Origin of the sequence: Pseudomonas sp. efr-133-TYG-23, assembly GCF_030209215.1 — a bacterium.
GTDB classification, from domain to species: Bacteria; Pseudomonadota; Gammaproteobacteria; order Pseudomonadales; family Pseudomonadaceae; genus Aquipseudomonas; species Aquipseudomonas rhodesiae.
Genome location: NZ_JARVSL010000001.1, coordinates 124,041 through 144,780, shown reverse-complemented (window position 1 = coordinate 144,780; position 20,740 = coordinate 124,041). Strand labels below are relative to the sequence as shown.

Annotated in this window: 22 protein-coding genes and 1 pseudogene; 12 read left to right on the top strand and 11 right to left on the bottom strand. The window is 56.3% G+C overall.

The genetic code is table 11. The features are described from left to right. The 9 genes and pseudogenes from QRN41_RS00670 to QRN41_RS00625 all read left to right on the top strand — a co-directional run. Positions 1 to 552 (top strand): RHS repeat-associated core domain-containing protein (locus QRN41_RS00670; protein ID WP_285421066.1); only part of this gene is annotated, 552 nt, incomplete at its 5' end. A 2-nt stretch (positions 553 to 554) separates the two neighbouring features. Next, positions 555 to 1,187 (top strand): hypothetical protein, encoded by a 633-nt coding sequence (locus QRN41_RS00665; protein WP_123480405.1) that lies wholly within the window; start codon positions 555 to 557, stop codon positions 1,185 to 1,187. A gap of 172 nt (positions 1,188 to 1,359) precedes the next feature. After that, entirely contained in the window at positions 1,360 to 2,001 is a 642-nt protein-coding gene (locus tag QRN41_RS00660; RefSeq protein ID WP_167416573.1) for a hypothetical protein, read from the top strand. Between the two features lie 132 nt (positions 2,002 to 2,133). Further along, positions 2,134 to 2,448 (top strand): hypothetical protein, encoded by a 315-nt coding sequence (locus QRN41_RS00655; protein ID WP_173603435.1) that lies wholly within the window; start codon positions 2,134 to 2,136, stop codon positions 2,446 to 2,448. A 177-nt stretch (positions 2,449 to 2,625) separates the two neighbouring features. Further along, positions 2,626 to 2,778: pseudogene (locus QRN41_RS26150) on the top strand (HNH/endonuclease VII fold putative polymorphic toxin); the annotation flags it as partial. After that, positions 2,775 to 3,551: an Imm50 family immunity protein gene (locus QRN41_RS26145; RefSeq protein WP_167416572.1), complete on the top strand. Its 777-nt coding sequence runs from the start codon at positions 2,775 to 2,777 to the stop codon at positions 3,549 to 3,551. The pseudogene QRN41_RS26150 and the gene QRN41_RS26145, both read left to right, overlap by 4 nt. Positions 3,552 to 3,767: 216 nt before the next feature. Further along, complete coding sequence (locus QRN41_RS00640) at positions 3,768 to 4,175, top strand: Imm50 family immunity protein (protein ID WP_167416571.1); 408 nt, start codon at positions 3,768 to 3,770, stop codon at positions 4,173 to 4,175. Between the two features lie 475 nt (positions 4,176 to 4,650). Beyond that, entirely contained in the window at positions 4,651 to 4,971 is a 321-nt protein-coding gene (locus tag QRN41_RS00630; protein ID WP_167416570.1) for a hypothetical protein, read from the top strand. A 334-nt stretch (positions 4,972 to 5,305) separates the two neighbouring features. Next, on the top strand, positions 5,306 to 5,668 hold the full coding sequence (locus QRN41_RS00625; protein ID WP_034112542.1) for a DUF962 domain-containing protein: 363 nt from the start codon (positions 5,306 to 5,308) through the stop codon (positions 5,666 to 5,668). Positions 5,669 to 5,671: 3 nt separating this feature from the next. Here QRN41_RS00625 and QRN41_RS00620 read toward each other — a convergent pair whose 3' ends face one another. The 3 genes from QRN41_RS00620 to QRN41_RS00610 all read right to left on the bottom strand — a co-directional run bounded on the left by QRN41_RS00620 (position 5,672) and on the right by QRN41_RS00610 (position 7,654). Further along, positions 5,672 to 6,469: an acyl-CoA thioesterase gene (locus QRN41_RS00620; RefSeq protein ID WP_167416569.1), complete on the bottom strand. Its 798-nt coding sequence runs from the start codon at positions 6,467 to 6,469 to the stop codon at positions 5,672 to 5,674. Between the two features lie 89 nt (positions 6,470 to 6,558). Next, on the bottom strand, positions 6,559 to 7,320 hold the full coding sequence (locus QRN41_RS00615) for a CHAD domain-containing protein (RefSeq protein WP_167416568.1): 762 nt from the start codon (positions 7,318 to 7,320) through the stop codon (positions 6,559 to 6,561). A gap of 55 nt (positions 7,321 to 7,375) precedes the next feature. After that, complete coding sequence (locus tag QRN41_RS00610) at positions 7,376 to 7,654, bottom strand: hypothetical protein (protein ID WP_034096561.1); 279 nt, start codon at positions 7,652 to 7,654, stop codon at positions 7,376 to 7,378. 218 nt (positions 7,655 to 7,872) lie between these two features. On the opposite strand from QRN41_RS00610, the gene QRN41_RS00605 reads away from it, so the two are divergent. Continuing rightward, positions 7,873 to 8,910, top strand: a complete 1,038-nt coding sequence (locus tag QRN41_RS00605; protein ID WP_034096560.1) for a patatin-like phospholipase family protein — start codon at positions 7,873 to 7,875, stop codon at positions 8,908 to 8,910. 97 nt (positions 8,911 to 9,007) lie between these two features. Here QRN41_RS00605 and QRN41_RS00600 read toward each other — a convergent pair whose 3' ends face one another. The 6 genes from QRN41_RS00600 to kdpF all read right to left on the bottom strand — a co-directional run bounded on the left by QRN41_RS00600 (position 9,008) and on the right by kdpF (position 16,996). Then, entirely contained in the window at positions 9,008 to 9,697 is a 690-nt protein-coding gene (locus tag QRN41_RS00600; RefSeq protein ID WP_034096559.1) for a response regulator, read from the bottom strand. A 37-nt stretch (positions 9,698 to 9,734) separates the two neighbouring features. Then, on the bottom strand, positions 9,735 to 12,386 hold the full coding sequence (locus QRN41_RS00595) for a DUF4118 domain-containing protein (RefSeq protein ID WP_099312454.1): 2,652 nt from the start codon (positions 12,384 to 12,386) through the stop codon (positions 9,735 to 9,737). 117 nt (positions 12,387 to 12,503) lie between these two features. Continuing rightward, positions 12,504 to 13,049 carry a potassium-transporting ATPase subunit KdpC gene (kdpC, locus tag QRN41_RS00590; RefSeq protein WP_047883000.1) on the bottom strand — a complete coding sequence of 182 codons (546 nt, stop codon included), beginning with the start codon at positions 13,047 to 13,049 and terminating at the stop codon, positions 12,504 to 12,506. A gap of 84 nt (positions 13,050 to 13,133) precedes the next feature. Beyond that, positions 13,134 to 15,197: a potassium-transporting ATPase subunit KdpB gene (gene kdpB / locus QRN41_RS00585; RefSeq protein WP_034112537.1), complete on the bottom strand. Its 2,064-nt coding sequence runs from the start codon at positions 15,195 to 15,197 to the stop codon at positions 13,134 to 13,136. 5 nt (positions 15,198 to 15,202) lie between these two features. Beyond that, on the bottom strand, positions 15,203 to 16,897 hold the full coding sequence (kdpA, locus tag QRN41_RS00580) for a potassium-transporting ATPase subunit KdpA (RefSeq protein WP_285421065.1): 1,695 nt from the start codon (positions 16,895 to 16,897) through the stop codon (positions 15,203 to 15,205). Positions 16,898 to 16,906: 9 nt separating this feature from the next. Beyond that, positions 16,907 to 16,996, bottom strand: coding sequence for a K(+)-transporting ATPase subunit F (gene kdpF / locus QRN41_RS00575; protein ID WP_003218754.1), 90 nt, complete (start codon positions 16,994 to 16,996; stop codon positions 16,907 to 16,909). A gap of 391 nt (positions 16,997 to 17,387) precedes the next feature. On the opposite strand from kdpF, the gene eat reads away from it, so the two are divergent. Then, a complete protein-coding gene (gene eat, locus QRN41_RS00570; protein ID WP_285421064.1) occupies positions 17,388 to 18,752 on the top strand; it encodes an ethanolamine permease in 1,365 nt (454 codons plus the stop codon). Between the two features lie 110 nt (positions 18,753 to 18,862). Next, positions 18,863 to 19,030 carry a DUF2897 family protein gene (locus QRN41_RS00565; protein ID WP_012722955.1) on the top strand — a complete coding sequence of 56 codons (168 nt, stop codon included), beginning with the start codon at positions 18,863 to 18,865 and terminating at the stop codon, positions 19,028 to 19,030. 8 nt (positions 19,031 to 19,038) lie between these two features. Here QRN41_RS00565 and QRN41_RS00560 read toward each other — a convergent pair whose 3' ends face one another. Both QRN41_RS00560 and QRN41_RS00555 read right to left on the bottom strand, forming a co-directional pair. Beyond that, the gene (locus tag QRN41_RS00560; protein ID WP_167416566.1) at positions 19,039 to 19,887 is read right to left on the bottom strand and encodes an urea carboxylase-associated family protein; all 849 of its coding nucleotides are present in this window, start codon (positions 19,885 to 19,887) and stop codon (positions 19,039 to 19,041) included. Positions 19,888 to 19,900: 13 nt separating this feature from the next. Further along, positions 19,901 to 20,545, bottom strand: coding sequence for a GntR family transcriptional regulator (locus tag QRN41_RS00555; protein WP_285421070.1), 645 nt, complete (start codon positions 20,543 to 20,545; stop codon positions 19,901 to 19,903). Between the last annotated feature and the right edge of the window lie 195 nt (positions 20,546 to 20,740).

The following is a 20,740-nucleotide window of genomic DNA, read 5'->3' as shown; positions in this document are numbered from 1 at the left end:
TTCGACGAAGAAAGCGGCCTGCACTACAACCGCCATCGCTACTACAATCCGGATACTGGTCGCTACCTGACGCCAGACCCGGTGAAGTTGGCGGGTGGGATCAATGGGTATCGGTATGTGCCTAACCCTACGGGGTGGGTGGATCCGCTGGGGTTGAACTCTTGTCCTGGCACCGATTGTCAACCGACGCGCAATGCTGATAAGCCGGAACAGCGTGTCAAGATAATTGAAGTCGAGCCAAAGCTACCAAAAGGTGCGGATAGTAAGCTATCCAGAAACGGTGCATTTAAAAGAGCAAAATTAATAGGTAACGTACCAAGACAGCAACATCCCACCAAAACATATAAAGTAAAAATCAAAGATCAAGATCAATACACAGAGGGTCGAATTTATATATTTGAGCTAAACGAGCGCAAAATTGAGATACACGAACACTCTCTCGGCCATAAAAAAGGTAATCTCGGGCCACATTTCAATACAGAAATCAGCATCGAAGAAAAAAAGATACCGTTGAAAAACAACACGGACAACCATTCTTACTTCAAGAGATAGATATGAAATCAGTATTCATTAGAGAAATAGGTATCCATCCATGGGACCAGCCGCATGGGAGCAACGATGAAAACTACACAACAATAACTCTACTTAATCAAAATTACGAAAGCGCCTGGAAAACCTGGTGCGAGTTCAGTTCGCCGCTTACAAAAAAATTCAACACCCTCGTTCACTGGCACACAAGGCTAACCCCTTACCTCAATAAGACTCAAGAGTACGCATCAAAAAAAGAGTTTTCCAAAAAAGCGAAAGCAGGCGATATCTTTAGAAAAAATGAGCTAACAGGAATTTACTCCAAGATAGTACAATTAAATACTGATCCCTTTTGCATAGACCCTATGTGCATGACCGATTATCGAAACTCCATCACAATAATGCAAAAAAACAGCGTAAATCTTGAAAACTTGTGGCAGCAGCTATGTAATCTTACAGACATCTCAAACACTGACGACTTCAAACTAATACTTAGCGAAAAAAGCTCTATCTCCTTTAGATTTTACGATACAGAAACATATGGCGCAGCTCAAGCAATATGCCACTCAGAGCACTTACCTCTTTTAAACAAAATTATTACAGAGATGAAAATTGAAGAGATTTCTCAGAACGACGTTTATGCTTACCTTCATAGTTAAACAATACAAGCAAAAAAATTTAATCCATAACAATCGAAAAGATAAAACCCACCAGGAATAGTTATACAATTAAAGCACCCAACTCATAGCTCATAAAATCAACTTCATCTACCTAAACAAAGCTACCTTAAAAAAACGGTGACAATTCACACCCTTACTTCAAGAGCCAAAAATGACGACTGTATATATAAATGAATATGGAGTAAGACCATGGGAAAGTGCACGCCCAACAAATGACGCCAGATTCACCACTACGACATTGTTAAGCCATAATTTCGAAAGCGCTTGGAGATCATGGTGCTCGGTGGTAGAGCAACTGCCAGAGGACTGGTCAATTAAAAGAGAATGGCATTCAGCGCAGCCGGCTGAATTCAATTCAAAAACCGAAGAGTATCTATTTAAAAAAATACGATCAAAACACTTCAAGACCAAGACTTTTTTTAAAAAAAATGAAAATAGCAATATCTACTCAACAATCAAAAACCTCCCTAACGCCCCCAAAAAAATAGACAATCAGTTCTTTGAAGGCTCGCACAACGTCATTTTAATTATTCAAAAAATAGAAATTGCCATTGAGAATCTATGGTCAGAAATGACCATATTTGAAAAGCATATTACTGCGGAAAAAATCAGCTTATTCTTGGAATCTCAAACCGACATACTGATATGTAGGTTTTACGAAGCTGAAACACATGCCGCAGCTCAATTCATTTACCATACAAACATCGAAAATCAAAAAATTATAGAAGCTTCTAAAATGCGATTTAAAAAGATAGGCATTGAAGATGTCCACTTTCACATAAACACCAAATAGGACCACCACTTCGATTTATACGCTCTCCATTACGAGTTCAACTGACACGCAAAAAGCACCCTATATAACTTCTGACTTAAGTATGTGAGGCATTGCGCCAACGTCCCGTTACCGCTTATACGGAATTTTGATATGAAACATAAGCCCAGACTCTCAATTTTGCGCAGTCTTCTTTTCACATACAACATTGAAAATCTAGACGATCATGAAAGAGAGAATTTTATTACATCAAAAAATGTAAATGATGAAAAAGAACTTTCAGAGCTATTTGATGAACTAACCAAACCCGAATTCGCATCCTATGGATACTTAGAGCGTAAGTGGCATATAGACACCATTGACTACTTTCTGAGGACCGACGAATCTTTTGAATCAATTAAAAAAGGGAGGGCAAAGGCTACAACACTTGCAGAATGGGCATCGACTGTCATGGTATTCAAGACTTGAGCATAAAAAATATTCCTGTTCGGGAAGTATTTTTTTCAAAATCACCAAGGAAAATAACCAGTTCTATTTTCAGGCGACTAACAAGAACGCCTTAATTGAATTCAAAGCTAAATTCATCACACTCGCGGATCCAAACGTTTACATAAACGGGCCCGTTGATTAAGCGGCACTAAATATCTTATTCAAAACCACCCTACTGGCCATAAGCATGGACGGTGCGATAGAGCTGGAGACACCCCATCTCACTTCAACTTACGCCCATTCAAAAAACCGCGAAAAGGCCATATTGCCGGAACAAAAAAACACTATCTCTTCAGGAAACAACAATGAAATATTGGAACGAACTAGATGGAAGCACTCTCCTCAACAAAATTTTTAGCAAGCCTATTAAAATTGGAAAGATAGCACTTTTTTCATTAAGAATTGAAAATGACCAGCCAAGTGTTAACTTGGGCTTCGACATACCTGAATTTCCGGATATCCTGCCAGAAAAATGGAAAAACAAAGGTTACAACACATGCAGAATAGGGATTACCTGCAACGAAATTAGCAATTTAAAAATACACAATCTACCCACCCATGAAATTTTCGCCCTTGAAATCAAAAACGAGAACACTCATTTCAAACTAGAAGCAAAAAGCAAAAGCGCAATAATAACATTCAGTGCCAAATTCGTTTCACTTAACGGCCCTAGCGTTTACATCAATGGTCCGGACGACTACTATTTCGGACCTAAAATGAAATTGAAACCAAGCTTACCGATAATCCAGGGATTGCTCTTCACTTATAGCTTCGAAAACATTAGAGAAGAAGAACGAGAACTGCGAATTAAATCGACAAACGTAAACGACAGCGCAGAGCTCGGAAAATTATTCGATACGTTAACCAAACCTGAGTTCGCCGAATACAAACAGGAAGAGAGAGAATGGCACATCAACACCCTAAAATATTTTTTGAGCACAGACGAAACATTCGAATCGGTATTTTATCTTTTTGATACCTACTTCAAAGACGAAATCACTAATAAACGAAATTTCATGAAAGTGCTTCTAGACCGGCTAATCAAATATAACGAAGAAATCATAGAGCGCGACCAAAAATAATTTAACTCACAACAATATAAAAATAAAACCCACTACCAGGAATAATTATGCAATTAAGCACCCAATTCAAAACTCATAGAATGCAATTCACCTGCCTAAACAAAGCTACAACAAGCACTTCACGCAACCTTTCGCCTTTCACCGAAGAGTATTATTAAGCCTAGGAACGAAAACGTAACTGAAGCCAAAGAACATTACATTTTTTAGGAGTAATCGGTGAAGTACTGGAACGATTTAGATCGAAATATATTTTTGGAAAAAATCTTTAGTAAACCTGTAGAAATTGGCCAGATTGCCCTCTTTTCTATGCAAATAGAAAATGATCGACCTTCTGTGGGACTGGGATTCGACATACCGGAATTTCCTGACACATTACCCAAAAAATGGGAGGGTAAAGGCTACAACACATGCAGAATGGGCATCGACTGTCATGGTATTCAAGACTTGAGCATAAAAAACATTCCTGTTCGGGAAGTATTTTTTGTCAAAATCACCAAGGAAAATAACCAGTTCTATTTTCAAGCGACTAACAAGAACGCTTTAATTGAATTCAAAGCTAAATTCATCACACTCGTGGACCCAAATGTTTACATAAACGGGCCCGATGATTATTTTTTTAGATAGTAATAACTTTTTAATACGTGCCCCCTATGCCCCCCATAGCCAACCCAAATTCGCCGCCCCGCCATACCCCCCGCCTAGTGCCGCGAGCGGGTAGTTCGTTTTCTAACCTGCAACGAGATACTGTGCATCCCTTGCCCGATATGGTTCCAGGCATGCCTCGTCCAATTGCTCCCTTTGCACTGCAACCCGCCGACGTTCTTACGCTTCAAGGTTGGCTGCACATGAGTCCCCTGAAACAGAGCCTTGCTCAGCGTTCACGGATACTGCTTTTTCTTAATGATGGGGTAACGCCCGTTGCCATCTGTGGACAATTACTGATCATTACTACTAACGGCAAACCTTGGAAGGTGATGGAGTATCCTGATAATATCGGAGCAAGCGAGGGAAGCCCGAGTCGCTGGATTCTCATAGAGCTAAGTGCAAACACAATTCACGGCCATCCTATTTCAGAACGTGAGTTCAGGAGATTAACTTAGTGATCTCATTAGATTTTTTACACGGCAAAATTACTTATGATGAGTTTTCATCCCTGCAAAACCTTTGCGCAGAGCATCAACTCCAAAACTTAAAAGAAGATATGCTTCAGGTCGAATATCCTAGCGGTTTCCTGCTTGACGTAGGCTGGTATCCGTCTTTCGATATAGAAGGGTGCTTTCAAGTAAAAATTATTAAGGACTTTGACTGGGACTTCCCCACCCTGAGCCTGACTTCAAAATCAATTGAGAGCATATGCTCACTACTTGATCTTGCGCAAAATAAAATCAATGAAGAATTAAAAAAACAAAATAACCGCTAATTATCCAACACCATAGCTAACACAAACCCGACGTAAATTTTCACAAGCACAAAGCAAGAAAAATCCAAACCAAACGAGACTAACCAACTGACGCCGCATATCTATAAACACTCAAAAAAACTGCCCTTAAAAAATATACTTAGACCGTGCGCACCTCCCTGAAAGCAATGCAGCTTCCGCCTACGAAATCCAAAAACAATACCTATTAAATAAATAATCTGGAATTGTAAGTACATACTCACTATCCCCCCCATAGCCAACCCCAATTCGCCGCCCCGCCCTACCCCGCCTAGACTCTGTTCAAGTGGTTTCAACGGACAGAGGATTTATCATCATGGGCAAACGTCATCCCAATCTCCCCGCCTGGCAGTGGCGCCATTACCCGCAGAACCATCAGCATCCGACCAATCTGGCGTTGCATCTGATCGCGGTGCCGCTGTTTATCATCGGTTTTTTGTTGATCGTGTCCGGGGTGTTCAGCCTGAGTGTGGCCAGTTTTGCGGTGGGTGTGGTCGGTATCCTGGCAGGGCTGGCGTTGCAGCGTCATGGGCATAGCCTGGAAGCTCAGGCCAGTGAGCCGTTCAGTGATCGCAAAGATGCGGTGCAACGCCTGGTGGTCGAGCAGTTCGTGACTTTTCCGCGCTTTGTGTTGAGTGGCGGTTGGTGGCGCGCCTGGCGGCAGCGCCAACGGCATTGAGGGTCAGGCGAATACCACCACGGTCTGGCGGCTGATGGCGATCAGTTCACCGCTCGGGCTCCACAGTTCGGCAGCGGCGTGACCGTAGCCGTCGCGGGCGTGTTCGATGTTGACGTAGTACTGGCACCAGTCGAGGGTGGTGAGGTTTGCCAGCGGCTGGATGAATTCGATGGTCCAGGTCAAGGTGCTACCGGGGGCCGGTTTCTTCAGGTGCGGCAGCAGCGCCGGGGGCCAGGCGTCGACCAGCGCGAGGATGTGCGCCTCGGTCAGCGGCTCTTGTTTCACATCGCCACGCAGTCGGACCCAACCACCCATATCGCGGGATTTGTTACCGGTAAACGGCAGGCCGCCGACACTCCAGCGCATGGCCAAGTGGCGCATGAATTCAGGCGTCACCCCTTTGATATAGGGCAGCTCCTGGCATTCGTCCCAGTGTTTGAACGTGGGTGGCGGCTCGCTGGGGACGTCGATTTCCGACGTTCGAGACGCACCAAAGCTGGCCTGCACCAGTGTCGCGACTTCGCCGTTCTGCACCACGCGTCCGAGCAACTGGCTGACGGCCTTGCCTTCGCGCAACACTTCAACTTGATAACTGGCCGGCACCTCAGGCGCCACCGGCCCCACAAAGGTCACTGCCAGCGAGCGCAGTGGGCGATCGCCGGGGACTTGGGCACGCAGGGCCTCGTATTGCAACGCTGCCACCAGGCCTCCGAAGGTCGCACGACCCTGGGCCCAGTCGGCAGGGATGGTCATGTCCAAGGGGTTATGACGGGCAGCGTCGAGCAAATCACTAAAGTGCATGGCGACCTCAAAGCGAGAAACAGAAGACAGGATCTTAACCATCCTACCTACAGTGAACAGCGCCTATTCCGGCCAAAAACCGGACCGTCTCAAAAGCAGTGAGCGCTGAGTTTGTCCAGTACACGGTCGGACTCGCCCTCGGCCTTGACCAGGGTGCGCTGCCACACCGTCACGCAGGGCTGCAGGTCCGCTTGCTGTTCAGCTTGGGCCAGCCACTGTAAGCAATCGTGCCAGTCGCCGAGCACGGCCTGAGCTTTCTTGAGACGGGGGACGGCATTGGCGGGGAGCTTATCCAACTGCGGGTAAGCCTCGGCGGCGTAGCGCACACGCTTGATCAATAAGCGCAGACGATGCCGATCATGGCCCGGCTCTTTGAGCGCTGCGCCAAGGTTATGCCACTGCTTGGCCAAGCGTTTTTCGATGCGCGTGCGCAGTCCTTTGAGCAGTTTCTGGTGTTCGGAGGCCCGAATAAAGCGCGGAAAAGCGTCCAGAATCTGTAACAACTGTGCAAGCTCAGGGGATTGAGCTACGTGACGATAGGCATCGGGCTGCGGCCGCAAGCGTCGATCCGCCGCCTCGTGATGACCGTGCTGGTGCAAGTAAGCGGCCAGCACTTCCCGATCACGCAGGGGGGTAGTCAACTGACCGACAGCGCTGGCGGCGACTTCCAGTTGCTCTACACCCGGCAGCCCGCGCAAAGGTCGTAATAGGCTGCGCAAGCGGCGCACGGTGGTGCGCAGGTCGTGCAGTGCTTCATCATCAGTGACGGCGGCAAGGCGAGCCTGACAGCTCAGTAACCCCACTTCCAGGCCAATGACCTGGGCGACTAGCTGATCGACCAACGCTGACATCACTTGCTCCCCTGACGATGAACATTCCCCGACGACTCAAGATGCCCGACTCGGATCAGCGACCGGCGCGGGACTCACGAATGTAGAAGCGCGCTTTCTCGGCCTTGTTGGCACAACCTTCGAAGGCTTCGAATTGCTGTTGGGTCTTGGCGCCGGTCAACAGCGACAAGGCTTTAGAGTAGCTCACGGTACCGGCAAAGCCTTCGGCCTTGGCCAGGTCCAGTTCTTTCCAGGCGGCGTCCAATTGCGATCCGCAGCTGTCACGGTAGGCGGTTTTGCCGGCACAACCGGCCAAGGCCAACACGATCACAGGCACACACATCCAGGCTTTCATTGATGACACCTCAAAAGGAAGAAACAGTCGTACGGAATAGACGTTGCCTACAAGGAAAAGTGCCTTGTCCGCCAAGGGGAAATCATACTCGCCTATTGCCAGAGCATACTCGAGCCGCGTGGCTATTCTGGAAAATATAGTTCAGGCAGGCCGCGAAGATTGAAGCCGCCCCCTCAATGGGTGCATTGTGGGCGGCAGTCTGGGGAAGGACATGAACCATGAAGAAACGTGTTGCCTTGGTGCTGGGGTCCGGTGGGGCCCGTGGCTACGCCCATATCGGGGTGATCGAAGAGATCGAACGACGCGGCTATGACATTGCCTGTATCGCCGGGTGTTCCATGGGGGCCGTGGTCGGTGGCATCTACGCCGCCGGTAAGCTGGACGAGTATCGCCGTTGGATCGAAAGCCTCGATTACCTGGATGTGCTGCGCCTGGTGGACGTGAGTTTTCGCCTGGGGGCGATCCGCGGCGAGAAGGTCTTCGGACAGATCCGCAAGATCGTCGGCGAGCTGAATATCGAAGAACTGCGCATCCCCTACACCGCCGTGGCCACCGACCTGACCAATCAGCAGGAAATCTGGTTCCAGGAAGGTTGCCTGCACCAGGCCATGCGCGCGTCGGCGGCGATTCCCAGCCTGTTCACACCGGTGATGCAAGGCAATCGCATGCTGGTGGACGGCGGTCTGCTCAACCCGTTGCCGATCGTGCCGGTGGTGTCGAGCCACTGCGACTTGATCATTGCTGTCAACCTCAACGCCACCAACCAGAAGCACTATCAGTTACCGGTGATTCAGCGTCCACCGGCGTTCAAGAGTCGTTTCAACAGTCTGGCCAAGTCGCTGGGCTCGCACTTGCCGTTTCGCCGCAAACAGGCCGAGCAGTTAATGAAGCTTGAGCAGGAAGCCTTGCAGGCTCAGGCGGCGGATATCAACCCGTGGCTGGAGTCAGCGGAGCCCGAATCGCAGCAACCGGCGGCCGCGCCGGAAAAACCCGGGGCGCCGAAGTCGGCGACCGGTTCGTTCATCATCGATAACGTCGGCCCCGCATCGCTGCTGGATTTGATCAACCAGAGTTTTGAGGTGATGCAGACGTCGTTGGCGCAGTACAAAATCGCCGGCTATCCGCCGGATGTGCTGATCAACGTGCCCAAGCGGGTGTGCCGTTTTTTTGAGTTCTACAAGGCGCCAGAGTTGATCGCGCTCGGGCGGGAGATTGCGAGCGATACGCTGGATCGGTACGAGAGTGAGCAGCCTTGAAGGCGTCGGTATGACGGATGACGCGATCACGGGCAAGCCTGGCTCCCACAGGGGATTGCAAGGGGAAATGCCCGCGACTCGAACACAGGAAACTGCTCTACGCCCCCACTAATCGATACCCCACCCCGGCCTCGGTCACGATAAATCTTGGCTGGGTCGGATCGTCCGCCAGTTTCTGGCGCAAATGGCCTACCACGATGCGCAGGTAGTGGCTGTCTTCGGTATGGGTCGGGCCCCAGATGTCCTTGAGCAATTGTTGCTGGGTGATCACCCGCCCCGGATGGCGTGCCAGTTGCGCCAGCACTGCGTATTCCTTGCGGGTCAGTGCCACTTCGGCACCGTCCAACAGCACGCGGCGATAGGCCAGGTCGACGGTCAGCGGGCCGAAGCACAGCGCGGCTTCCTGCGTCTCCCCCGCGGGGGCCTGGCGCAACAGCGCACGAATCCGCGCCAGGAACTCTTGGATGCCAAAGGGTTTGGTCACATAGTCGTTGGCGCCGCCATCGAGGGCTTGGACTTTCTGTCCTTCGCTGGCGCGCACCGACAGCACCAGCACCGGCACCGTCGACCACTCTCGAAACTCGCGCAGCACTTGCTGGCCGTCCATATCCGGCAGGCCGAGATCCAGCACCAGCAAGTCCGGTTTGCTCAGTGCGGCCTGGGCCAGCCCTTCGCTGCCAGTGCCGGCTTCGATCACTTTGTAGCCCTGGGAGGCCAGGCTGATGCGCAAGAATTTGCGGATCTGCGGTTCGTCATCAATGACCAAAATCGTCGCGGTCTGGCTCATGGTGTTCCATCAAAATCCGTAGAAAAAACAGGGTAGCTCACGGCTCACGTTCCAGGCCAGGCTGGGTGGGCAACGGCAGGAACAGACTGATGCAGGTGCCGCGCCCATCGATGCCCTCGGCGACGCGAATATGCCCGCCGTGGGCGCCGACCATCCCTTGGCAGATCGCCAGCCCCAGGCCGGTGCCCTGCCCGCCACGGTCGCCACGCGCAGCGGTGTAGAACATATCGAAAATCTTCGCGCGCTCCTCCTCGGGAATACCCGGCCCCTCGTCAGCCACGGCAAAAAACAGCTGATTGTCCGCCACCCCGGCACTCAGTTGCAGGCGCCCGTGGGGCGGCGAAAAGCGCGCGGCGTTTTCCAGCACATTGACCAGCGCCTGTTCGATCAATGCCGCATGCACATACAGCAGGGGCAATTCGGGCGGCACATCGGTACTCACCTGCAACGGCGCCAGCACCGCGCGCAAACGGCCAAGGGCGCTGCCGACGATATCCCCGGGAGAGACCCAATCGCGCGCCAGCTTAAGCGCGCCGTGGCCCAGGCGCGTCATGTCCAACAAATTCTGGATATAGCGGTCGAGACGCTCGGCCTCATCGCGGGTGCCTTCGAGCAGTTCGCGCCGATCCTCCAAGGGAATCGCCTCGCCGAGGGCCAACAGGCTGTCGATGCTGCCGCGCATGGACGTCAACGGCGTGCGCAAATCGTGAGACACCGAGGCGAGCAAAGCGCTGCGCAGTTGCTCGGTTTCACCGTGCAAACGCGCGGACTCCAACTCTTGCGCCAGCTGTGCGCGGGCCAACGCTTGGGCCAGGGGCTGACTCAACGCCGTGAGCAGGCGACGGCGCTGGCCGCTCAATTCCAGGCCGGGTTTGGCGCTGACGCCGAGTAAGCCCAGCGGCCCCTCTTCCCCCGACAACGGCCACCACCACCAGCGTCCGAACGGTAAGGTGCCGGTGCCCATGCCGGCCGGCTGGTCGTGTTGCCAGGCCCAATCGGCGGCGGCGCGCTCAGCTTCGGTGAACGTCAGCGGGCCGCCGGTCTCGACCTTCCAGCCGCCCTGACCGTCGCGGTTGACCAGGCACAGGTCCAGATCGCTCCACCCCTCCAAGTGATGGGCTGCCGCACTGATCACCGCCTGGCGGTCGGTGGCGGCGGTGAGTTTGCGTGACAGGTCCAGCAGTTCGCTGGTCTCTTCCTGGGTATCGCGCAAGGCTTGCAGCTGGCGACGCTGACGCGCGGCGAGGTTGCCGGTAAGCGCCGCCATCAGCAAGAAGAACAACAGCGTCAGTACGTCTTCTTCGCGCTGGATGGCAAACGAGAAGTTGGGCGGAATAAACAGAAAGTCATAGGTCAGGAATGACAGCGCGGCGCACACCAAAGAAGGCCCCAGGCTGCTGCGCACCGCCACCAGCAACACCGCCGCCAGGAACACCAGCGAGATATTCGGTAACGGCAGCGCGCTCGACACCGCCCACGCCACGCCAGTTGCCACCAGAGTGGCGACCACTGCCAGGGCGTAATCGAACCACTCCAGGCCGCGCACTTCCGGCAGACGCGGCGGGGCCGGCACATCGTCGCTGTCGAGCACGTTGATTTCCAGGCCCCGGGCATTGCGCAGCAGGCGTGCCGCCAGGCCGCCACCGAACACGCGGCGGTGCCAGCGCATGCGCGACTGCCCCACCAGCAGCAGGCTGGCGCGGCGTTCGGCGGCGTGTTGGATCAGGGTCTTGGCCACCTCGCCGGCACGCAACAACACCACCTCCCCGCCAAGGCGCTCGGCCAGTTGCTGGGCGTTTTGCAGGCGCAGGCGTGATTGCTCGTCCCGTGCGCGACCGTTATCAATATGCACCAGGCTCCAGGGCAGATGCCGACGCTGCGCCACGCGGCTGGCGTGGCGCACCAGACGTTCGGCCTGCGCATCGCCATCCACGCCCACCAGCAAGCGCCCGCGCACAGCCGGGGCGTCTTGACCGAGTTGGCGGTAACCCTGGGCCAGATCAGCGTCGACATGGGCCGCAGCGGCCTGCATCGCCAGCTCGCGCAGGGCCGTCAGGTTGGTCTGAGTGAAGAACGCATCGATGGCTGCGCGCGCCTGTTCCGGCACGTAGACCTTGCCATCGCGCAGGCGCTCCAGCAGTTCGCGGGACGGCAGGTCGATCAGCAACAGCTCGTCGGCCTCCTGCAGCACCCAATCCGGCAGGGTTTCGCGGACCTGCACGCCGGTGATGCCGCGCACTTGATCGTTGAGGCTTTCCAAGTGCTGGACGTTGACCGTGGTGAACACGTCGATACCGGCGGCCAGCAATTCCTGGATGTCCTGCCAGCGCTTTTCGTGACGGCTGCCGGGGGCGTTGCTGTGGGCCAGCTCGTCCACCAGCACCAGCTTAGGCTTAGCGGCGAGCAGGCCGTCGAGGTCCATCTCTTCCAGCATCACGCCGCGATACTCGCTGCGCACCAGCGGTTGCTGCGGCAAGCCGCTGAGCAAGGCTTCGGTCTCGGCGCGACCGTGGGTTTCGACTACACCGGCGATCAATTTGACGCCTTGGCGCAGCTGGGTATGGGCGGCCTGGAGCATGGCGTAGGTCTTGCCCACCCCCGGCGCGGCGCCCAGAAAGACTTTGAGCCGGCCACGGCCGTGCCGGGGCAGATCGGCTAACAGGGCATCGGCGCGGCCGGAGTCGCTCATGCTCGGGGGTTCCTTCAGGTGTTGATTGGTTGCGCTTCAGGCCGCCTTCGCGGGCAAGCCCGCTCCCACATGCGTACTCCTGTGGAAGCGGGCTTGCTCGCGAAGGCAGTTCACTGCTTACAATTTTTCCAAGGCCATGTTCAATGCCAACACATTCACCACTGGCGGGCCCACCAGCGGGCTTTCGACATGTTCATCGAGCAAGCGCTGCAAGGTCGACAACGGCACATTTCGCGCCGCCGCCACGCGCGCCAGTTGATAGGCAATCGCCTGCGGTGGCAAGTGTGGATCAAGACCGCTGCCAGAGGTAGTCAGCGAGGCCAGAGGCACCGGCCCCTGACTCGGTACGAATTGCTTGGTCGCGTCATCGAAGATGCGCGTCGCCAGCGCCGGGTTGCTTGGGCCAAGGTTGCTGGCACTGCTTGAGACCGTCGCAAAAGCGCCGGCCGATGGACGCGGGTGGAACCAGCTGTCACCGGTAAAGTCCTGGGCGATCAGGCTGGAGCCACGTACTTTGCCGCTGGCATCGCGCACCAGGCTGCCGTTGGCCTGGTCGGGAAATGCGACCTGGGCGACACCGGTGACCACCAACGGGTAGGCGATGCCGGTAATCAGCGTCATCAGGACCAACAGGCTGATGGCTGGGCGAATGATAGGGGTCATGTTCATATCCTCAATCAGTTGAGAAACCCGCTGGCGAGGGCGCCGGGGCACTCCCCGAGCAAACTCCCTCGCCACGGTTTGGAATTACACCAAGTGCAAGGCGGTGAGCAGCATGTCGATGGCCTTGATGCCCACGAACGGCACCAGAATCCCGCCCAGCCCATAGATCAGCAGATTGCGGCGCAGCAACGCCGCAGCGCTCGCCGCCTGCACCCGCACACCGCGCAGGGCCAGTGGGATCAACACCACAATGATCAACGCGTTGAACACAATGGCCGACAGGATTGCGCTCTGCGGGCTCTGCAAGTGCATCACGTTGAGCACGCCCAATTGCGGATAGATCGAGGCGAACAGCGCCGGCAGGATCGCGAAATACTTGGCCACGTCGTTGGCGATGGAAAACGTGGTCAGCGCACCGCGAGTCACCAGCAGTTCCTTGCCGATCTGCACCACGTCCAGCAACTTAGTGGGGTCGCTGTCGAGGTCGACCATGTTGGCGGCCTCGCGGGCGGCCTGGGTGCCGTCGTTCATGGCCATGCCGACGTCTGCCTGAGCCAGCGCCGGGGCGTCGTTGGCGCCGTCGCCGCACATCGCGACCAGGCGACCGTCGTTCTGCTCATGGCGAATGCGCGCGAGCTTTTTCTCCGGGGTGGCTTCGGCGAGCACGTCGTCCACGCCCGCTTCGGCGGCAATCGCGGCGGCGGTCAGCGGGTTGTCGCCAGTGACCATCACGGTGCGAATCCCCAGTTTGCGCAGCTCGGCGAACCGTTCGCGAATGCCAGGCTTGACCACGTCCTTGAGGTGAATCGCACCGAGTAACTTGCCGTCGGCGCACACCAGCAAAGGCGTGCCGCCGCTTTGGGCGATTTTGTCGACTTCCCGCGACAGCGCCGCCGGCAGGCCGTCCCGTGGCAGGCCGATAAACGCCAGCAACGAATCCACTGCGCCTTTGCGGAACACACGGCCCTGGTAGTCGACACCGGACAAGCGGGTTTCAGCGCTGAAGGGAACACCGGTCAACTCATCCACCGTAGGCTCGGCCTGAGGATGCAAGGCGCGCAGGTATTCGACGATGGATTTGCCTTCGGCGGTGTCATCGGCCAAAGATGCCAGCAGCGCGCCTTCGGCCAATTCCCGCCCGCTCACGCCTGGCGCGGCAAACACCGCCGCGCAACGGCGGTTACCAAAGGTGATGGTGCCGGTCTTGTCGAGCATCAGCACATGCACGTCCCCCGCCGCTTCCACGGCGCGACCGGACTTGGCGATCACATTCAGGCGCACCAGGCGGTCCATGCCGGCGATGCCGATAGCCGACAACAAGCCGCCGATGGTGGTAGGAATCAGCGTCACCAGCAGTGCGACGAGGAACACCAACGGCAAGCTGCCATTGGCGAAATGGGCGAATGGCTGCAGGGTCACCACCACCAGCAGGAAGATCAGGGTCAGACCGATCAGCAGGATATCCAGCGCGACTTCATTGGGGGTTTTCTGGCGTTTGGCGCCTTCCACCAACGCGATCATGCGGTCCAGCGTGGATTCGCCGGGGTTGGCGGTTATGCGGATCAGCAGCCAGTCGGAGACCAGCCGCGTGTTGCCGGTGACGGCCGAACGGTCGCCGCCGGACTCCCGGATCACGGGCGCGGATTCCCCGGTGATCGCCGCCTCGTTGACCGCGGCGATGCCTTCGATCACCTCGCCGTCACCGGGGATCATCTCCCCAGCGGCGACGCGCACCACATCACCTTTACGCAGGCTGGTGGCCGGCACCACCTTGAAGCTGCCATCGGCTTCCTGACGGCGTGCGCTGAGCCCTTCGCTACCGGCCTTGAGGCTGTCGGCGCGAGCCTTGCCACGCCCCTCGGCCAAGGCTTCGGCGAAGTTGGCGAACAGCACGGTGAACCATAGCCACACCGCGATCTGCACAGCGACGAAGGTGGGCACCGCGGTGTCCGGCACAAAGCACAACACGGTGGTGAGGATAGCGGTGAGTTCCACCACCAGCATTACTGGCGAGCGTTGCAACTGACGTGGGTCGAGCTTGACGAACGCTTGGATCAGCGCCGGGCGCCACAGGGCGGAAATCGCGGTTTTGGCCGGCTCCTGGGGTTTGACCGGAGCAGCGTTTTTTACAGGCATATTCATTTTCATATCCCTCAGAAGCCCATGCTCAGGTGTTCAGCGATCGGGCCCAGTGCCAGCGTCGGTAGGAAGGTCAGGCCGCCCACCAGCAAGATGGTCACGGTCAACAGCGTCACAAATAGTGGGCCGTGGGTCGGGAAGCTGTTCTGGCCAATGGGCGCGGCCTTTTTCATCGCCAGGCTGCCGGCCAGGGCCAGTACCGGGAGGATGTAACCGAAGCGGCCGATCAACATGCCCAAGCCCAACATCAGGTTGTGGAACGGCGTGTTGGCACTCAGGCCGCCGAACGCTGAGCCGTTGTTGGCGCTGGCTGAGGTGTAGGCATAGAGCAACTGGCTGAATCCGTGGGGTCCAGGGTTGCTGATGGCGGAAGCCGGGCCCGGCAGGCTGGCGGCGATAGCACCGAGTACCAGCACGCCAACCGGCATCACCAGCAGGGTCACCACCAGCAGTTGCACTTCCTTGGCCTGGAGTTTCTTGCCAAGGTATTCCGGGGTGCGGCCAATCATCAGGCCGGCGAGGAATACCGCGATCAACACGTTGAGCAACATGCCGTACATGCCGGCGCCGACGCCGCCGAAGATCACTTCGCCGACCATCATATTGACCAGCGCCACCATCCCGCTGAGGGGGCTGAGGCTGTCCTGCATGCCGTTGACTGAACCGTTGGACGCGGCGGTGGTGGTCACCGACCACAGCACGGTACCGGTGGTGCCGAAGCGCGCTTCCTTACCTTCCAGCGGTGCGGTTTGCTCCACGGCCGGATTGTTGAGGGTCAGGTTGGGCTGGTACTCGGACCACAGCGAAGTCGCGCCGCCGATCAGGAACAGTGCCAGCATGCAGCCGAGGATCGCGCGGCTCTGACGCAGGTCTTTGACGTAGTGACCAAAGGTAAATACCAACGCCACCGGAATCAGGATGATCGACGCCACTTCGAACAGGTTGGACCAGGCAGTCGGGTCTTCAAACGGATGCGCCGAGTTGACGCCGAAGAAACCGCCACCGTTGGTGCCCAGTTGCTTGATCGCAATCTGGCTGGCGGCCGGGCCGAGGGGAATCACCTGATCCACGCCCTGCAGCGTCACGGCATCAACGTAGTGAGCGAAGGTCTGCGGTACACCCTGCCACACCAGAAACAGCGCCAGTACCAGGCACAACGGCAGCAGGCCATAGAGGGTGGCGCGGGTCATATCGACCCAGAAGTTACCCAAGGTGCGTGCGGACTTACGACCGATCCCACGGCAAAGTGCGACCAGGACGGCAAGGCCGGTGGCTGCGCTGACGAAGTTCTGCACAGTCAGGCCGGCCATCTGGCTGAGGTAGCTCAGGGACGCCTCGCCGCTGTAGGACTGCCAGTTGGTGTTGGTCATGAAACTGACCGCTGTGTTGAAGGCCAGCGTCCATTCCTGGCCTGGCAACTTCTGCGGATTCAGTGGCAGAGAACCTTGAAACACCAGGATCGAGAACAACAACACAAAGCCCGCAAGGTTGAACGCCAACAGGGCCAGCATGTATTTCTGCCAGCTCTGTTCCTGCTGCGCGTCCACGCCCGCCAAGCGATAGCAGACTTTTTCGACGGGCCCCAGTACCGGGCTCAGCCATGTGCGCTGGCCTTCCATCACCTTGTAATAGAACCGCCCCAGAAACGGCGCGGGCACCAGCACCACGGCGAAGAAGGCGATGATCAGCCAATAGTCATAACTGTGCATAGCCTGCTCCTAGTTCCGATCCGCGCGTAACAGCGCAACCAGCAGATAAATGAACAGCGCCACGGCCAATAGCAGTGACACCCCGTCCAGAACGCTCATGGAAGTCTCTCCGTTTAGCGGCGAGTGCCGCGTGTGGGGCAATTGTCCGCAGGAGTGGTGTAAAGGAACGAGAGCGAGGGTGTGGGCGGGGCGTAAAGACAGCGTAAAAGAGTGGGTTTATGCGGGTGCGGGTGCCGGGGTGGAAGCTATCGGGGGCAAGCCCCCTCCCACAGGTTGACCTAGGATGTACCCGGGCAAATGTGGGAGGGGGCTTGCCCCCGATAGCGCCGGCTCAGCCAGCACCGCACCTAACTGGTGCAACACCACAAAACTCCAAACGCCAAACCATCCCCCACACGACAGTTGCGCCGCTTTACGACACGGTTGCGCGGCATGGCATGGCCGCTGCAACACCTTGAATCATTCCAACCCGTTCAAGGAGCGCCACACGATGAACACACAACTCAAACCCAGCTTGGGCACCCTGCATCTCTGGGGCATCGCCGTCGGGCTGGTGATCTCCGGGGAGTACTTCGGCTGGAGCTACGGCTGGGGTGTGGCCGGAACCCTGGGGTTCTTGGTGACCTCATTAATGGTGGCGGCCATGTACACCTGCTTTATCTTCAGTTTTACCGAGCTGACTACCGCGATTCCCCACGCCGGCGGGCCGTTTGCCTACAGTCGCCGCGGCTTTGGTGAGAAAGGCGGACTGATCGCCGGGTTGGCCACGCTGATCGAATTCGTCTTCGCGCCACCGGCCATTGCCCTGGCCATCGGTGCCTACCTGAATGTGCAGTTTCCGGCGCTGGACCCCAAACACGCCGCCGTCGGCGCCTACATCGTGTTTATGGGTTTGAACATTCTCGGCGTGAAGCTCGCCGCTACCTTCGAGCTGGTGGTGTGCGTGCTTGCCGTTGCTGAGTTGCTGGTGTTCATGGGTGTGGTGGCGCCCGCCTTCAGCTTCAGCAACTTCGCCCTAAACGGCTGGGCCGGCTCAGACACCTTCGGCGCGCCGGCGATTGCCGGCATGTTCGCGGCAATCCCCTTCGCCATCTGGTTCTTCCTCGCCATCGAGGGCGCGGCCATGGCCGCCGAAGAGGCGAAAGATCCCAAGCGCACCATTCCAAAAGCCTACATCAGCGGCATCCTGACCCTGGTGATCCTGGCCATGGGCGTGATGTTCTTCGCCGGCGGCGTGGGCGACTGGCGCACCCTGTCGAACATCAACGACCCATTGCCACAAGCCATGAAAACCGTGGTGGGCGACAGCTCCGGTTGGTTGCACATGCTGGTGTGGATCGGTCTCTTCGGTCTTGTGGCGAGTTTCCACGGCATCATCCTGGGCTACTCGCGCCAGTTCTTCGCCCTCGCACGCGCCGGCTACCTGCCCTCTTCCCTCGCCAAGTTGTCGCGCTTTCAGACACCGCACCGCGCCATCGTCGCCGGTGGCGTGGTCGGCATCGCGGCCATCTACAGCGACGGCCTGATCAACCTGGGCGGCATGACCCTGACCGCGGCGATGATCACCATGGCCGTATTCGGCGCCATCGTGATGTACATCATGAGCATGCTTAGCCTGTTCAAACTGCGTAAGACCGAACCGCTGCTGGAACGCACCTTCCGCGCGCCGGGTTACCCGATCGTGCCGGGCATTGCGTTGGTGTTGGCGGTGGTGTGCCTGGTGGCCATGGCCTGGTTCAACGCGCTGATCGGGCTGATCTTTCTGGGCTTTATGGTGGTGGGGTTCATCTACTTCCAGATGACCGCCCAACACCGCGCCGATGCACCCGCGGATGCAATGTTGACCGGGCTCTAAAGTTTTGAGGCAGAACAGGCCTACACTGAACTACTCAGAAAGCCTGTAACTCAAAGCAGTTATTCCCGTGGGAAAACCCTCCCACGGCAATCTGCCTCAAGGAGAGCGTTATGCCGTGGTATGCATGGTTGATTTTAGTGGTCGCGATCGGGTCGATCGTCGGTGGCCTGATGATGCTGCGAGACAGCGCCAACAAGGTTGAACTCACCGACGAACAACGCAAACGCGTGGCCGAGCGAAATGCGCAGGCGGATGCCAAGGATGCGCAGGATCGCTGAATCTTGAGTTACTCCCAATCCGCTTTGGCAATCTGCAAACCGTGCTGCCCTTTATAGGCAGCACGCTCCGGCTGGCTCCAGCCACTCAGCAATTCATCCTCCAATTTATAGATCTCCACACCCAGTGGTCGGCACACCGTCAGCGGGTCTTGCGCCTCCGGCCCCCACATCGGCAGCGACAAATCCCCACCCGGGCAGGTCGACAGCGCACACAGCAGATCGATCTCGGCAAAGAACTCCAGGTAATCACCCTTCTGCGCGGGGCAGGCTTTCATGAAGTACATGTCGTCATGATTGAGGCCCGTGCATTGGAAAATATTCAACACGTCATGCACATCGAACTCCGTCAGGCCGTGGGGTAACACCGCCCGGGTCAGGTTCGAATGGCAGTGATGATGGAAGTCTTCGCCGGTGAGCATACGGTTCACATAGGGGTCGCAACGCGTACCGAGCAGATCGTGCAACCGCCCGCCGTGCTCGTCGATGCCGTAGTTGGCCAGGCTGTCGTCGGTGATGGTGACCAAGGGGCGTAAAAATGGCAGGTTGGACCATAGCCGGTCATGAGTGCTGACATGGGCGCCCTGTAATTGCCGGGTACGCGCCGCCCACAAACGCTCCCGCGGGTCATTGGCGTTCCATACGTTGAAATCGCCGACCTGCGGGCCGACCGGCGTTGTCACACGAAACACATGCCCGGCCGGCACCTTCCACGCCCTCCCCGTACGAATCGGCACTTCGAACTGTTCGATCAACTGGCGTTGATCCTTGCGATCCCGGATGCGTTCATAAAATGCCGTATCCACCTGCAACGCTGAACCTTTACTGACCTGATAGGCGGCGGGGTAGTCTTTGTACATGGGCAATCCTCCATCAAGGGTGATCAAAGAGGGCGAGGGAAAGGTGTTCGGAATCATCCAGGTAGAGGCTCATTGCCTCGCTGGCAGCCGCTGTATCTTCATGAATCAGTAACTGGTAAATCTCACGGTCGCGCTCCAACCAGGGCGATTGGAAAAGCTGCTCATCGGGGGCGGCACAAAACACCAACCGCAGTTGGGCAACCACCTGGGCGAAGAACTCATCGAATAAAGGGCTGCACAACAACATGACAATCTGCTGATGGAACAGCAGGCTGTGGGTCGCCACCACTCGCCAGTCCTCACGCTCACGGGCAAGGCTGGTTGCCTCAATAGCGCTTTGCATGAGTGCGACCTGATCAGTTGTCAGCGCGCCGCTCTGAGCAATAGCTTGTAACTCCAGGGTGCGGCGTACGACGAACAGGTCGCGCACCTCTTCCCTTTCTAAGCATCGGACCATCACACCTTTGTTGCGAATATAGCGCGTGAGCCCTTCCTGCCCTAAACGATGCAGCGCTTCACGGATGGTATTTCGCGAGGCGTTGTACCCCTTGACCAGATCGCCCTCGACCAACGCCATACCCGGGAGCAAACGCCCGCCGGTGATGTCGGCACGTAACTCAAGGGCGATCTGGTCAGCAAGGGACAAACTGGGTGTCATCGTTATCTCACGATTGTTGAACAATGTCAGGACCAGATGTAATCACTTTTCATGCCAAGGCTGATGGTTGGTTGTATGGGGTGGGTAAACGGTTATTTTTTAAAGGCGTGATTGTTACCGAGAGTCCTGTGCGTGACTCCTCCGACAATCACTGTTATCAAGGGCGCCTCCATGCACTTTGCAACGGAATCCGGC